The organism is Acrocarpospora sp. B8E8 (genome assembly GCF_039871605.1).
Lineage (GTDB): Bacteria > Actinomycetota > Actinomycetes > Streptosporangiales > Streptosporangiaceae > Acrocarpospora > Acrocarpospora macrocephala.
On the sequence record NZ_JBDPLV010000025.1, the window covers coordinates 129,688 to 143,560 of the forward strand.

A 13,873-nucleotide genomic window follows, 5' to 3' on the forward strand; every position below is an offset into this window, starting at 1 on the left:
GTCAGTTGGGTTGTTCGCTCGCCACCACCGCGGACGCGGCGGCCCCCCGACGCTTGAATCGCTGCTGGACCTGGTCGAGGACCACAGCCAGGATGATCACTGCCCCCTTGATGACCATCTGCCAGAACGTCGACACGCCCAGGATCACCAGGCCGTCGGCGAGGAACCCGATCACGAAGGCGCCGACGAGGGTTCCTCGCACGTTCCCCTTGCCTCCGCTGAGCGCGGCGCCGCCGATGACCACCGCGGCGATCGCGTTGAGCTCGTAGGTCTCGCCGGCCTGCGGGGCGGCGGAGGTCAGCTCGGAGGCGATGATGAGTCCCGCGATCGCCGCGCACGCGCCGGAGATCACGTACACGATCGTCTTGACCCGGCGTACGGGTACGCCGGACAGCTCCGCGGCTCGCTCGTTGCCGCCCGTGGCGTACAGCCATCTGCCGAAGGGCGCCTTGGCCAGCAGCAGCGCGACGGCGACCGCCAGGATGATCATGATCCAGATCGCGGTGGGCAGGCCGAGGGGCCGCCCGCTGCCGAGCAGGTGGAAGCCCGTGTTGCCGAGGCTGGGATCGCCGCCCAGGTTGGGATAGGTGGCGCCGTTGGAGATCAGCATCGCCGCGCCGCGCGCCACGTAGAGCATGCCGAGCGTGGCGATGAAGGGCGCGACGTTGAACCGGGTGACCAGCAGGCCGTTCACCGCGCCGACCGCCGTGCCCACCGCGACGCACAGCACGATCACCACCCACACGGGCGGATAGGCGATCACTCCACCGATCTGCAGGCCCTGCAGGAGCTCACCGGCGACCACTCCCGACAGGCCCACGATGGAGCCCACCGACAGGTCGATGCCGCCCTTGAGGATCACCAGCAGCATGCCGAGGGCGATCACGCCGTTGATGGCGACGTGCTTGGTCATCGTGATCAGGTTCGTCACGGTGAGAAACGAGTCCGACAGCAGTCCGAAGACCACGATGAGGACGGCCAGCGCGATGAAGGCGCGCAGTTCGAAGGCGACGTTCAGCAGTGAGAGGCGCCGGGCTCGCAGGGCCGCCCGCGCGGGCGGCGCGGCTTCGGAAGCCGTCGGCGTGGCGGCCGGGGCGGTCATCGCGGCCCCTCCGCGGTGGTGAGGGCGCCGCCGTCGGACACGCTCATGAGTTCCTCCCGGGTCAGTTCGCCCTGCCGGAACTCTCCGACGAGGGAGCCGCGGGCGAGCACGAGCAGCCGGTCGGGGATGTGCAGGGCCTCTTCGGCATCGGATGTGGTGAACAGCACCGCCAGGCCGCGTCTGGCCTGCGCCGCCATCAGGTCGAAGATGTCGGCCTTGGCGCCCACGTCGACCCCGCGGGACGGCTCGTCGAGCAGCAGGACGCGCGGGCCGGTCAGCAGGGCCTTGCCGATGACCACTTTCTGCTGGTTGCCGCCGCTCAGCGAGCCGATGGCCGCCTTGGGGCCGCTGGTCTTCACCGTGACGTCGGTGATGGCCCGCGCGACGGCGGCGCGCTCCCGGTTCCTGGAGAGGAACAGGCGGCCTGCGATGGAGCTCAGCCCGGCCAGCGAGATGTTCTCGCCGACCGACATGGTCTGCACGAGACCGTCGCGCTGGCGGTCCTCCGGGACGAGCGCCACGCCGCGCTCGATGCGCTCGCGGATGCCGACTCCGCCGAGGGGAGTGCCGGTGAGCAGCACGTCACCGGACACCGGCGTGATCTTGCCGGCCAGCGTCTCGAGGAGCTCGCTGCGGCCGGAGCCCATCAGGCCGTAGATGCCGACGATCTCGCCTTCGCGCACGGCCAGCGACAGATCGTTGACCGCGAGCCGGCCGGGCACGTCGGGATCGGCCACCATGAGGTTCCGCACGGTGAGGAGCTCGTCGCCCAGCACCGGCTCCCGGCTGGGGAACAGGGCGTCCTGGTCGCGGCCCACCATCTGCGCGACGATCCACCGGATGTCGACCTCCGCCGCGTCGGCCGTGGCGACCAGCGAGCCGTCGCGGAGCACCACGACATCGTCGGCGATCTCCAGCGCTTCATCCAGGTGGTGGGAGATGTAGACGACCGCGACTCCGGCGGCGGTCAGCTCCCTGATGACCCGGAACAGCACCTCGACCTCGGGCGCGGTGAGCGCGGAGGTCGGCTCGTCCATGATCAGGACACGGGCCTGCTGCAACAGGGTGCGGGCGATCTCCACGAGCTGCTGCTGGCCGAGCCGTAGCTCACCGACGAGACGGTTGGGGTCGACGGACTCTTCCAGCCGGTTCAGGACCGCGACGGTGGCCTGCCGCTGCGCCTTGCGGTCGATGGCTCCGAAGGCGCCCGGGATCTCACGCGCCAGGAACAGGTTGTCCTGGATGCTGAGATTCGGGCAGAGGCTGAGTTCCTGGTGGATGATGGCGATGCCTTGGTCGGCGGCGTCGCGTGAGGACAGCAGCCGGACCGGCCTGCCGTCGAGCTCGACGTGGCCGGTGGTGGGCTGCTCGATGCCGGCGAGGATCTTCATGAGGGTGGACTTGCCCGCGCCGTTCTCGCCGAACAGCGCGGTCACCCGGCCGGGCGCGACACCGAAGTCGATTCCCTTGAGGGCGTGCGTGCCGCCGTACACCTTGGTGACCTCGCGGGCCTGCAGAACGTGCGCGGTCACGAGATCGCCACGGGGGTGATCGTCACGGTGGCGGGTGTCAGCAGGGTGAACGCGCCGGTGAAGCTGATCTTCTTCCCGTCGAGCGCGGCGACGTCCAGCCCGTTGCGCAGCTTCTGGCGCATCTGGTCGTTCAGGGCCGTGGCGGCGTCGGCGAAGTCGACCTGGTTGACGAACTGGCCGAAGGTGATGAACCCGACGGAGTCCCGCAGGGCCGTGCCGTTGATGGCGGGACCGATCTGCAGATACACCTTGGCGCCGTCCGGCAGGCCGGGAACCTCCACCGGCAACAGCCCCGAGGTGGGCTTGCCCGCCGTGCCCGTGCCCTTGACGGCGAAGTTGTACGGGCCGGTGCCCGCCCGCTTGCCGTACTTCCGGCCCGCGGCCTCCTTGTCCTCCTCGACCGCCTTCAGCAGTGCGGGCAGCTCCACGGCGTTGCTCTTGATGGCGGGCACGACCTTGGCGTCATAGTTCTCCGCGCCGAACGCGGCGGGGTCGAACCCCTTGGGCGCCGCGGCCGCCGCGGCCTCCACCGATCGGTACTTGGTGCTGACCGCCATGGCCACCAGTAGCGCCACGATGGCCGCGGTGGCGACCCACCCTGCCGGGACCCGGCGGCGGGCGGCCGGCGGCGATGTGCTCATGTGGTTCTCCTCTCGCCTGTCGCCGGTACGGGACGCGACCGCTGGACCTCCTCCCGCCAGGCGGCCCGCCTGGCGGCGCGGCCTGCCTGGTCGCTGACAGGGGTGTACTCGTCGGCGGTCCTGCGCCGCCTTTCCAACTGCTGGAGCGTCCACAACCCGGCCACCAGGCCGGCCGCGTCCGCCACGCCGAGGCAGGACAGGTCGTGCTCGCCGGTGCGGGCGACCCGCCGGCCGCTGATGTCCGCCTGCAGCCGCATCAGCCGGTCGCTCCGGGTGAGGCCGCCGTCGGCCAGGAGCACCCGCACCTCGCCGGTCGCCCGCTCCAGGGCCGCCACGACGTCCTCCACCTGGAAGGCGATGGCCTCCAGAGCGGCCGCGACCAGCTGGCCCCGCCTCGTGCCGAGGGTCAGCCCGGTCACGATCGCCGTGGCGTCGGGCTCCCACCAGGGCGCGCCGAGGCCGCCGAACGCGGGGACGATGGCCACGCCGCCGGTGTCCGCGGCCTCCGCCAGGAGGATCTCGGGAGTGGTGCCGAACAGCTCGGCCAGCCAGCTGAGGGTGCGGCCGGTGGCCCGGATGTTCCCCTCGACGGCGAGCGTGGGACCGCCGAGGTCCCACGCGATGCTGCGGCACAGCCCGGGGGCGTCGCCGCAGTCACCGATCGCCATGATCGACGAGCCGGTGCCGTAGGTCGCCTTCACGACGCCGGCGCGCCACCCGGCGTGGGCGAACATCGCGGCGTGCGAGTCGCCCATGACGGCCAGCACCGGGACGCCGTCCGGCAGCGGCGCAAGGTCGCGAACCGCGGGGAAGGGGCCGTCGGAGGCGACCACCCGCGGCAGCACCTGGCACGGCACCCCGAACAGCTCGAGCAGGCGCTCGTCCCATTTGCCCGTGTCCACGTTGAGCAGCTGGGTGCGCGAGGCGTTGCCCGCCTCCACGACGTGCTCGCCGCCGAGGCGGCTGAGCAGCCAGGAGTCGACCGTGCCCAGGCACAGCTCGCCCGCGCGGGCGCGGCTCCGGTCCCGGTCGTGGGCGTCCAGCAGCCAGCGGGCCTTCAACGCCGAGAACATCGGGTCCAGGGGCATCCCGCTGGCCGACCGCACCACGGGGCCGGCTCCCGCGGCCACGAGTTCACGGCACAGCGCGCCGGTGCGTTGATCCTGCCAGCTGATCAGCGGACCGATCGGGTTGCCGGTGCCGCGCTCCCACAGCACCAGCGACTCGCGCTGGGTGCTGAAACCCACCCCGATGACCTGGGCGGCGTGGGACGGGTCGACGCAGTCGGCGACCGCCCGTCGCACGCTCTGCCAGATCTCGTCGGCGCTCTGCTCCACCCAGCCGGGCCGGGGCTGGCTTTCCGACACCGGCGCGAGCCCGCGCGAGACGACCTGCCCGTCCTCGTCGACGAGCAGCGCCTTCGTCGAGCTGGTCCCCTGGTCGATGGCGAGAATCAGCGATTTAGCCATGGCTGAGCAGGCTCCGTACAGCCTCGGCGATGCCGTCCGCGGAGAGACCGAAATGATCGAGCAGGAAGGCGGTGTCCCCGGTGGGGGCGAAGACCCGCGGCACGCCGAGTATCCGCATCGGAGCGGGGTGGTTGGTGACGACGGCGGCGGCCACCGCGGCGCCGAGACCGCCGCTGATGGTGGCCTCCTCGGCGGTCACGATGCCCCGGGTCTCGCGGGCGGCGGCGAGGACGGCGTCCAGGTCCAGCGGCTCGATGAAGGGCATGTTCAGCACGCGTACCGACACGCCCTCCGCGCTCAGCCGGTCGGCCGCCTGCAGCGCGCGCGACGTCAGCGAGCCGATGGCGATCACCGTGACGTCGTCGCCGTCCCGCAGGAGCACCGCCCGGCGCGGCTCGAACGGCGCGTCCGCGGGCGTGACCGCGGGCACCTTGAAGCGGGGGATGCGCAGGTAGGAGGGGCGGCTGGAGGCGGCGGCCCAGCGTACCGCCAGGCGCGTCTGCGCGGGGTCGGCCGGCACGATCACGTCCAGGTTGGCGACCGCCCGCACCCAGGACAGGTCCTCGATGGAGTGGTGGGTGGGACCGAGCTCGCCGTACGCCATGCCCGGGGACTGCCCGCACAGCACGACGTGGGCCTCGCTGTAGGCGACGTCCGCCTTGATCTGCTCCAGCGCCCGCCCGGTGAGGAACGGGGCCGCCGCGCAGACGAACGGGATCTTCCCCGCGTTGGCCAGACCGGCCGCGAGGCCGACGAGCTCCTGCTCGGCGATGCCGACATTGATCAACCGGTCGGGGAACTCCTCGCGGAAGCCGACGAGGTTGCTGGAGCCGACGGAGTCATTGCATATCGCAACGATCCGCTCGTCCTGGCGGGCGAGCGCGCTGAGTTCCTCGGCGAAGGCCTGGCGGCAGTCGAAGGTCGCCTGCTGCTCCAGTACGGTCATCGGGCCAGCTCCGCGAGCGCGGCTTCGACCTGCTCGGAAGTCGGCACCTTGTGATGCCACTCGACCCGATCCTCCATGAACGAAACGCCTTTCCCCTTTATTGTGTTCGCGATGACGACGACGGGTTTGCCGGTGTCAGAGCCGCGCAGGGCGGCCCGAAGGGCGAGGTGGTCATGGCCGTCGACCTCGCGCACCTCCCAGCCGAAGCTATGCCATCGGTCGGCCAGTGGCTCCAGCCGGTTGGTGTCCTCGGTGCGCGCGCCCTGCTGCAACCGGTTCCGGTCGATCACCGCGGTGAGGTTGGAAAGGCCATGGTGCGAGGCGGCCATCGCGGCCTCCCAGTTGCTGCCCTCCTGCAGCTCGCCGTCGCCCATGACGACGACGGTGCGCCAGCTCGCCCCATCGAGCTTGGCGCCCACCGCGCACCCCGTGGCCACCGGCAGGCCGTGCCCGAGCGCCCCGGTGTTGGTCTCCACGCCGGGGACCTTGACCTTGTTGGGGTGTCCGTTGAGCGCCGACAGCGGAGCCATGAAGGTGGCGAGCTCGTCGGTGTCGAAGAACCCGCAGTGCGCGAGGGTCGAGTACAGCGCGGCGGCGCAGTGGCCCTTGCTGAGCACGAACCGGTCGCGCCGCGCCCAGTCCGGCTGCTCGGGGTCGACCGACAGGACCGCGTAGAAGCACGTCACGAGGATGTCGGTGACCGACAGGTCGCCGCCGATGTGCCCCAGTTTCGCCCTGTCGATCATCGTGATGATGCTGCGGCGGACCTTCGTGGCGACCTGGTTCAGCTCGGCGGCGGCCGTCTCGTCGTCGCCGGTACGGACGCGCTCGGCCACCTGGCGGTACTCGCGGGCCAGCCGGGACGCGGCGGGGAGCAGGGTCATCACTGCTCTACCATCGCGGTGAGCAGCGCCCGCTGGACGATGCGCTGTGCCGCCAGGGCGTCCTGTGCCTGCTGAGCCGCGGTGAGCGCCTCGCGGTCGACCAGCCCGAGCGCGCGGTCGATGCTCTTCATGACCCGGATGCCGGCCCGCGCCGCCTCGACCGAGTCCTCGCGGAAGGGGAACTGGTCGAGCTGCCAGACGCCGTCCCAGCCGGCGTCCTGGAGCGCGTAGAAGAACTCGAAGGTCTCGGTCAGGTGGACAGAGCCGACCACCATGTCGTCGTCCCAGCCGCGGTAGTTGTCGTTGACGTCGATCGCGAAGAGCCGCCCGCGCGAGATGGCGAGCCGGGCCGCGTCGGCGGGGCTCTCGCCGCCGTACAGCGAGTGGCCGAAGTCGAGCAGGATGCCCACGTTGGGCAGGCCGATCTCCTCGATGCCGAGCAGCGTCTTGCTCACCGAGGAGAACACCATGCTGTTGCGCGGCTCACGCGGCTTGTACTCGATCGCGAAGCGAAGGTCGGGGAAGGCCGCCGCCAGCTCGCGCACCGCGTCCAGGGAGAACCGCCACAGCTGCGAGTGGTCGGCCTGGAAGGGGTAGTCCCAGCCGTCCTGGCCCGGCCAGAGCTTGACGTAGTCGCAGCCGAGCTGCCGCGCCACCTCCGCGCCCTGCGACACCAGCTCGATCGCCTGCCGGCGCACCTGGGGGTCGGGGTTGGTGAACGCGCCACGGGTGAAACGCCTGGTGTAGATCTCCGGCGTGATCGCGATCGCGCGCAGGCCGTTGCGCTTGAGCGCGTCCTCCACCTCGGCCACCGGCAGGTCCACCGGGTCAAATGGGAAGGTCAGGTCGACCACCGACAGGTCCTCCACCTGCCCGGCGAGGTCGATCGCCTGCAGGGTGCTCACCGGCGGGCCGTATCCGTCGGTCGCGTATCGGTCGACATAGCGGCCGAAGTGCCAGATACCGGCACCGAATACCCGGTCTTGAATTTCTATTCGTGACTGATTAGGCATACGAAGACCGTACGAGTGACTTTGTGTCGATGTCAATGACATGTCCTTGTAACAAACTGGCAACGAACGCCATCTGCTCGCTGAAACGCGAGGATCCCGGGCAAGGCAGGACGCCGGCCATGCCCGCACCCCGGAGGTGCGGGCATGGCCGTGTATCAGTGGGCGAATATCAGCTGGATACGGTGATGACGACCCGCTGGTAGTGCTTCAGCGCGGGCGTGCCGTCGTCCTTGACCTCAAGGATCAGGTGGATGGTGCTGCCCGGGGCGGCGTCGGCGGGCACGGTGAACGAGACCGACGGCGCGTCGGCTCCGGTGAGTTCGACCACGCCCGGGTAGGTGTCCGCGTCGGTGTACTGCCACCACTTGTACGACAGCCGGTCGTGATCGGGGTCCTTGCCCTTGCCCCGCAGGGTGACCGTCGACCCGGCCTTGCAGGTCAGGTCCACGCCCTCCTTCACCGAGGCCTCGGGGTTGTGGTTGGCCTGGGAGTACTTCCGCGTCATGCCCCAGTCGGCGCGTGCCGCGAAGTCGTTCTGGATGTCCTCCACCCACCGCGTCTGCGGATACCTGCGCTGGTTGGTCGCGGTCGAACTGTACGGATTGACGTCGGAGGTGTCGATCCAGCCCGAGGCGTTCGGCGCGAACCTGCCACCCCAGCCGCCGTACGTCGGGTCCTCCGACGAGCGCAGGCCGTTGAAGTCGAACAGGTACATGTACGCCGGCGAGTCGCCTTCGGAGATGAAGTCATGGATGTCGTAGGTGAGGTTCTGCTCCGGGCGCCAGCGATTGTTCTGGTCGTCCCCGGGGGTGGGCTTGCCGTCCCGGTAGGTGCGGTACTGCTGGAACAGCTCGCCGTGGCCGTCGAGGAAGTTGGCTTCCATGTACGGCGCGCGCAGCGTGTACTGGAAGGGCTCGGGCACGTTGCTCCGCCACTGGTAGGCGAAGCTCCAGAACTGGCTCTGGTTGTCGATGATCTTCACCTGGGGCCAGTTCGGCTTGATGTAGGCGTTGAGCGTGTCGTCCTGGTTGAGGATGTTGTAGATGACCAGCTTGTCGCTGACCTTCCGCTGGATGGCCGGCCACTGGCTGGTGCCTTCGTACTCCTCCTGGATCGACTTCAGCGCCCGGGCGATGGTGTTGAGGCCACCCCAGGCCTGGGCGTAGAGCGGGCCGGGCTTGTTGTCGAGGATCAATTTCTCGATCCACTCCGACCCCTCGGTCACCTTCGTCATCTCGCTGACGTTCTCGATGTTGCCGATCTTGTACAGGGAGCGGAGCGTGGCGGGGGTCGGATAGCCGTCGGCGTGCTTCTTGAGATTCGGGTAGAGCTGGGCGTACAGGTCGATGTACTGGTTGACCCACTCCGTCCCGGTCCACCGGAAGGGCGCCACCGAACCTCCGTCACCGGCCCAGTGGAACCGGGAGCTGGAGTAGATGATGCCCGCGATGTCGAACTCGTTGGCGTAGTACAGGAACCGGATGAACGAATCCATGTCGTCCACCTCGCCGTCCTGCGTCACGATCATCCTGGGCTTGCTCTCGTTCGCGTGCTCGCCCGCATGACGGCATGCCTTGGCGAACGCGGACGCCCTGTCGTCCGGATCCGCGTGCGCGGGGACCGCCAGCAGCGCCGCGGCCAACGCGCCGGCGGCCGCGACCGGCAGGATCCGGCCCGCTATTGATCTTGGTCTACGAGTTCGCATGGTTCTCCTCTGGGAGACGCGCGAACGACATGGGTGTCCGTTCGGCGATTGGGGGAGGGGGCGTAATGGCTGGGTAACCCGGAGGACGCGAATCGCCGGGCCCTTGCGTGTCCACGTCTGCATAAATATTCAGTACTGAATGATTCGTTAACGCTGTAGCAGCGCGCTAAAAGGCTCGTCAAGACCCATTCGGGGCAGGCCGCGGGCGGTGAGCATCACCGGACGGCTATTACCGTGCCATTGCGCGGACATGTCATTGACATGTCGCTCATGCGACCGTAACGTCAGCACATGTCTAGTCGTTTATGCATAAATATTCGCCATCATCCCCGATTGCTCTATGGAAGAGCCCCTTCCGGGCTGAAATCGGGGTGAGACGGCACAACGCCAAAGCGCTCAGCACGCGGGCGGCGTGAGGGCCTGGACCGTACGCGAAGGGCTTGGGCGGTTCAGGTGTGCGGCGAGCCAGGCGCTCGTCTCGGCCAGCTTGCCCAGGTCCACGCCAGTGTCGATGCCGAGTCCGGCCAGTTGCCAGAGCAGGTCCTCGGTGGCGAGGTTGCCGGTGGCGCTCCTGGCGTACGGGCAGCCGCCGAGGCCGCCGGCGGACGCGTCGACCGTGGTGACCCCGCGGCCGAGCGCGACGAGGGTGTTCGCCAGGGCCTGGCCGTAGGTGTCGTGGAAGTGCACGCCGATCCGTCCGACCGGCACCCCGGCGCCCACCAGGGCGTCGAGCAGCGCGGCGACCCGGCCGGGGGTCGCGACGCCGATCGTGTCGCCGAGGCCGAGCTCGGTGCAGCCGAGCGCGAGCAGCCGCGTCGCGACCGCGACGACCTGGGGGATCGGCACCTCGCCCTCCCACGGGTCGCCGAAGCACATCGACAGGTAGCCGCGCACGCCCAGGCCCGCCTCGCGGGCGCGGGCGATCACCGGGGCGAACATCTCCAGCGACTGGGCGACGGTCCGGTTCAGGTTGGCCCTGGCGAAGGACTCGGTGGCGCTGGCGAAGACGGCGACGTCGGTGAGCCCGAGGCCGATCGCCCGGTCCAGGCCGCGTTCGTTCGGGACGAGCACCGGGTAGCGCACGCCGTCGCGCCGCTTCAGCCGGCGCAGCACCTCCTCGGCGTCGGCGAGCTGCGGCACCCATGCCGGGTGCACCAGCGAGGTGGTCTCCACGACGGTGTGCCCGGCGTCGGCGAGCCGCTCGACGAGCTCGACCTTCACCTCGATGGGCAGGATCGCGGCCTCGTTCTGCAGGCCGTCCCGCGGCCCTACCTCCCAGATCGTTATCCGGCCGGGCAGGCCGGGCAACGGGTCGACTCCGTAGCGGTTCACCCTGGCCCCTCGCGTGAGGGGAACTCGGGTGGTCGGCGGGCGGCGAAGGCCGCCAGGCCCTCGCGGGCGTCGGGCGAGGTGAACGCCCGCTGCCCGTAGAGGGCCTCGGCGTGGAACGCCTGGTCGAGCGGGAGGTCGCCCAGGCGCAGGACGGCCTGCTTGATCGTCGCGATCGCGGTGCCGGACAGCCCGCCGATCCTGCGGGCCCACGCGAGCGCCGTCGGCATCACCTCCGGCGCCGGTACGACGGCGTTGAGCAGGCCCAGCCGCAGCGCTTCCGCGGCCGGGACGCGCTCGCCGAGCAACAGCAACTGCATGGCCCAGGCGTACGGGATCTGCCGGGTCAGCCGGGCGAGGGTGCCCCCGGCCGGCACCACTCCGACGCCCGGCTCGGGCAGGCCGAACTCGGCGCCCTCGCTCGCGACCCGCAGGTCGGTGGAGAGCATGATCTCGAAACCGCCGCCCAGGCACAGGCCGTTCACCGCGGCGATCACCGGCTTGAACAGCCTGGTGTGCTTCTGGTGCGCGCCGTCCCAGCGCGAGATGTCGAACCGCCCCTCGGCCAGCGCGGGGATCGACTCGCCCAGGTCCGCGCCGACGCAGAACGCGCGTTCGCCCTCGCCGGTGAGGACGGCCGCGGCGATCGTGTCGTCGTCCCGCACCCGGGCGAAGGCGTCGGCGAGCTCGTCGTACATGGCCAGGGTCAGCGCGTTGAGCTTGGCGGGACGGGCGAAGGAGATGATGGCCGTGGCCCCGTCCCGCTCGAAGCCGATGGTCAATCAGATCACCCCCGCGGCGCGGAGTTCGGCGATCCGCTGCGGGGAGAGGTCCAGCAGGCCCCGCAGCACGGCGTCGGTGTGCTCGCCGGGGCGCGGGGCGAGCGTACGCGGCCGGGCGGGGGTGACGTCGAGCTTGATCGGCTGCCCGAACATCCGCAACGGCCCGAAGTCCGGGTACTCGACGTCGACGATCATGTCGCGCGCGGCGATCTGCGGATCGTCCACCACTTCCGCGATGGTCTTGACCGCGCTCAGCGGCACCTGGTCGCCGGCCAGGTCCTCGAGTTCGGCGCGGGTGCGTGACGCGAACCAGTCGAGCAGAAGCGGGCGAATCCGGTGGGAGTAGACATCGGCGTCGAACCTCTTGGCCATGGTGTCGATCTCCGGGTCACCGGCGAGTTCGGGACGGTCGAACATCGTGCACGTCAGCCGCCAGAACTTGTCGGTGTAGCCACCGAAGAAGACGTACCCGTCCTTGCACGGATACAGCTCGTACGGGCGTACGAACGGGTGCTGGTTGCCCAGCGGCCTGGGCACCTCGCCGTCCACCGTGTACGACACGACCGCGTTCTCGGTCAGGGACAGCACCGAGTCCTGCTGCGACACGTCGACGAGCTGGCCCTCGCCGGTGCGTTCGGCGTGCCGCAGGGCGGCCAGGGTGCCGATGACGGCGTACAGGGTGGCCGACAGGTCGCCGATGATCGTGCCGACCCGGACCGGGGGCCGGTCGGCGTAGCCGTTCATCGACCACAGGCCCCCGGTGGCCTGCGCGCTGTTGTCGTAGGCCGGCCTTGTCCGGTACGGCCCGGTCTGGCCGAAGCCGGAGATGGCGGTGTAGACCAGGCGGGGGTTCTCCGCGCGCAGGACGGCGGGCCCGACGCCGAGCTTGTCCATGGTGCCCGGCCGGAAGTTCTCCACCAGCACGTCGGCCCGGCGCACGAGCTGCTTGAGCAGGTCTTGCCCGTCGGGCGTCGCCAGGTCGAGAGTGAGCCCGAGCTTGCCGCGGTTGTACTGCGCGAAGAACGCGCTGAACGTGCTCCCGTCGGCGGCCGGCAGATGCGGAGGGAAATCGCGGGCGTAGTCCGGGTCGGTCGGCCGTTCGACCTTGATCACCGTCGCGCCGAGGTCGGCCAGGATCATCGAGCAGAACGGGCCCGCGACCACCCGGGTGATGTCCAGCACCACGACTCCGGCGAGGGGCCCGCGCTCCGCCGGGGCGAGGTCGTCGTCGCCCCAGGTCTCGGCGGTCATCGGGCGCACACTCTGGTTTCCAGCAGGGTTCCGCAGGCCGGGCTGATGAATTCCTCCAGCAGGACAGCGGGCTCTCCGAGGCGGGGCCGGATCCGCACGCCGAGTTCGGCGAGGCGTTCGGCGGCGGGGCGGGTCCGGATCAGGGCGTCGTCACGCCAGTCGTCGGCGGTGCTGATCAGGGCGCCGCTGGCCGGGCAGTACCAGTGGCCGTCCGCCCCCAGGCGAGGGACGGAGGCTCCGGCGACGCCGATCATCGTGTCCTGGACCGCCGCCGCGGGGGGTGCGCCGCCCAGCCGTTCCGCGCGGAGCGCGGCCCTGCGCCCGGCGGTCGCGGTGAGGTCGGCATGGTCGCCGTCGAGCACCACGCCATACACGCTCTCGGCCGCGGCCGCGGTCACGTAGCCGTCGACGACGTCCCGCGCGACCCGCGCCGGGTCGCGCAGCAGAGGGTCACCGTAGCCGCCTCCGCCGGCGATCCACTGGACGAAGACGTCGCCGTGCCGGACGGTGAGATCGTGCTGGTTGATGTCCAGCAGCTGCCTGGTGGCCGCGGAGAGGTTCTCCTCGGTGGGGACGGCGCCGTCGGACATGAGCTGCCAGACGTCGGTGTCGCGGCACAGGAGGTGGCCGCTGCCGCCGCCGGGCAGGCCGCCCCCGTAGCCGTCGGCGGGCACCTGGGCGCTGGGCGCGAACACCGTCTGCGTGACCTGGCTCGCCCCGTGCAGTGTCCAGGCGAACTCCTGACCGAGGCCGCCCCGGTGCGCGCCGTGGCCGGCGCTGGCCGGGGACAGCCGCTTCCACAGGTAGAGCACCGGGTAGAGCATCTCGTTCATCTCCACGTCCGGCAGCATGTTGTTCATCTGCGTCATCATTCCGGCGCAGTCCAGGCCGTCGGCCTCGGGCTGGGCACCGGCTCCCATGCCGCCGCCGTCCATGTTGAACAAGACGAAATACTCGCCGTCGTCGCGGGTTCCAGCCGAGATCCCGCCCGTCCAGGAGTCGGCCCAGACCCCTTGCGTACGCCCCTGGAGCACGGGGTCGTCACTGGCCCGGCACAGCTGGTTGAACAGCTTGACGATCAATCTGCTCACGCGGGCGCCGGTGGTGAGGTGGCCGTTGCTGATCGGCGCGGGCGGGCGTGGGTTGACGATGCTTCCCGGCTCGGCGACCACCTCGAACGCGGTCATGACCCCTTCGTTGAACGGCACGTCCCACGCCA

At 70.3% G+C, this 13,873-nt stretch carries 12 protein-coding genes; all 12 read right to left on the reverse strand.

Annotated features, from left to right (window positions below):
* Position 1: 1 nt before the first annotated feature.
* Positions 2-1,102 (reverse strand): ABC transporter permease, encoded by a 1,101-nt coding sequence (locus ABGB08_RS24220; RefSeq protein WP_347593946.1) that lies wholly within the window; start codon positions 1,100-1,102, stop codon positions 2-4.
* Entirely contained in the window at positions 1,099-2,634 is a 1,536-nt protein-coding gene (locus ABGB08_RS24225) for a sugar ABC transporter ATP-binding protein (protein ID WP_347593948.1), read from the reverse strand. The genes ABGB08_RS24220 and ABGB08_RS24225 overlap by 4 nt, the downstream gene beginning before the upstream one ends.
* On the reverse strand, positions 2,631-3,275 hold the full coding sequence (locus tag ABGB08_RS24230) for a DUF2291 domain-containing protein (protein ID WP_347593951.1): 645 nt from the start codon (positions 3,273-3,275) through the stop codon (positions 2,631-2,633). Before ABGB08_RS24230 ends, ABGB08_RS24225 begins: the two co-directional genes overlap by 4 nt.
* Entirely contained in the window at positions 3,272-4,744 is a 1,473-nt protein-coding gene (locus tag ABGB08_RS24235) for an FGGY family carbohydrate kinase (protein ID WP_347593953.1), read from the reverse strand. Before ABGB08_RS24235 ends, ABGB08_RS24230 begins: the two co-directional genes overlap by 4 nt.
* Positions 4,737-5,690 carry a transketolase C-terminal domain-containing protein gene (locus tag ABGB08_RS24240; protein WP_347593956.1) on the reverse strand — a complete coding sequence of 318 codons (954 nt, stop codon included), beginning with the start codon at positions 5,688-5,690 and terminating at the stop codon, positions 4,737-4,739. The genes ABGB08_RS24235 and ABGB08_RS24240 overlap by 8 nt, the downstream gene beginning before the upstream one ends.
* Positions 5,687-6,574: a transketolase gene (locus ABGB08_RS24245; protein WP_347593978.1), complete on the reverse strand. Its 888-nt coding sequence runs from the start codon at positions 6,572-6,574 to the stop codon at positions 5,687-5,689. Before ABGB08_RS24245 ends, ABGB08_RS24240 begins: the two co-directional genes overlap by 4 nt.
* Positions 6,574-7,587, reverse strand: a complete 1,014-nt coding sequence (locus tag ABGB08_RS24250; protein ID WP_347593958.1) for a sugar phosphate isomerase/epimerase family protein — start codon at positions 7,585-7,587, stop codon at positions 6,574-6,576. Before ABGB08_RS24250 ends, ABGB08_RS24245 begins: the two co-directional genes overlap by 1 nt.
* Positions 7,588-7,756: 169 nt before the next feature.
* The gene (locus ABGB08_RS24255; protein WP_347593960.1) at positions 7,757-9,292 is read right to left on the reverse strand and encodes a nucleoside hydrolase-like domain-containing protein; all 1,536 of its coding nucleotides are present in this window, start codon (positions 9,290-9,292) and stop codon (positions 7,757-7,759) included.
* Between the two features lie 396 nt (positions 9,293-9,688).
* On the reverse strand, positions 9,689-10,624 hold the full coding sequence (locus ABGB08_RS24260) for a hydroxymethylglutaryl-CoA lyase (protein ID WP_347593962.1): 936 nt from the start codon (positions 10,622-10,624) through the stop codon (positions 9,689-9,691).
* On the reverse strand, positions 10,621-11,403 hold the full coding sequence (locus ABGB08_RS24265; RefSeq protein ID WP_347593964.1) for an enoyl-CoA hydratase-related protein: 783 nt from the start codon (positions 11,401-11,403) through the stop codon (positions 10,621-10,623). Before ABGB08_RS24265 ends, ABGB08_RS24260 begins: the two co-directional genes overlap by 4 nt.
* Positions 11,404-12,654: a CoA transferase gene (locus ABGB08_RS24270; protein ID WP_347593966.1), complete on the reverse strand. Its 1,251-nt coding sequence runs from the start codon at positions 12,652-12,654 to the stop codon at positions 11,404-11,406.
* Positions 12,651-13,873 (reverse strand): hydantoinase B/oxoprolinase family protein (locus ABGB08_RS24275; RefSeq protein WP_347593968.1); only part of this gene is annotated, 1,223 nt, incomplete at its 5' end. The genes ABGB08_RS24275 and ABGB08_RS24270, both read right to left, overlap by 4 nt.

Excerpts from the sequence above, each read along its gene's own strand:
- ABGB08_RS24220 (WP_347593946.1), bottom strand. The coding sequence starts at position 1,102 with ATGACCGCCCCGGCCGCCACGCCGACGGCTTCCGAAGCCGCGCCGCCC.
- ABGB08_RS24235 (WP_347593953.1), bottom strand. The coding sequence starts at position 4,744 with ATGGCTAAATCGCTGATTCTCGCCATCGACCAGGGGACCAGCTCGACG.
- ABGB08_RS24255 (WP_347593960.1), bottom strand. The coding sequence starts at position 9,292 with ATGCGAACTCGTAGACCAAGATCAATAGCGGGCCGGATCCTGCCGGTC.
- ABGB08_RS24230 (WP_347593951.1), bottom strand. The coding sequence starts at position 3,275 with ATGAGCACATCGCCGCCGGCCGCCCGCCGCCGGGTCCCGGCAGGGTGG.
- ABGB08_RS24270 (WP_347593966.1), bottom strand. The coding sequence starts at position 12,654 with ATGACCGCCGAGACCTGGGGCGACGACGACCTCGCCCCGGCGGAGCGC.
- ABGB08_RS24240 (WP_347593956.1), bottom strand. The coding sequence starts at position 5,690 with ATGACCGTACTGGAGCAGCAGGCGACCTTCGACTGCCGCCAGGCCTTC.
- ABGB08_RS24245 (WP_347593978.1), bottom strand. The coding sequence starts at position 6,574 with ATGACCCTGCTCCCCGCCGCGTCCCGGCTGGCCCGCGAGTACCGCCAG.
- ABGB08_RS24250 (WP_347593958.1), bottom strand. The coding sequence starts at position 7,587 with ATGCCTAATCAGTCACGAATAGAAATTCAAGACCGGGTATTCGGTGCC.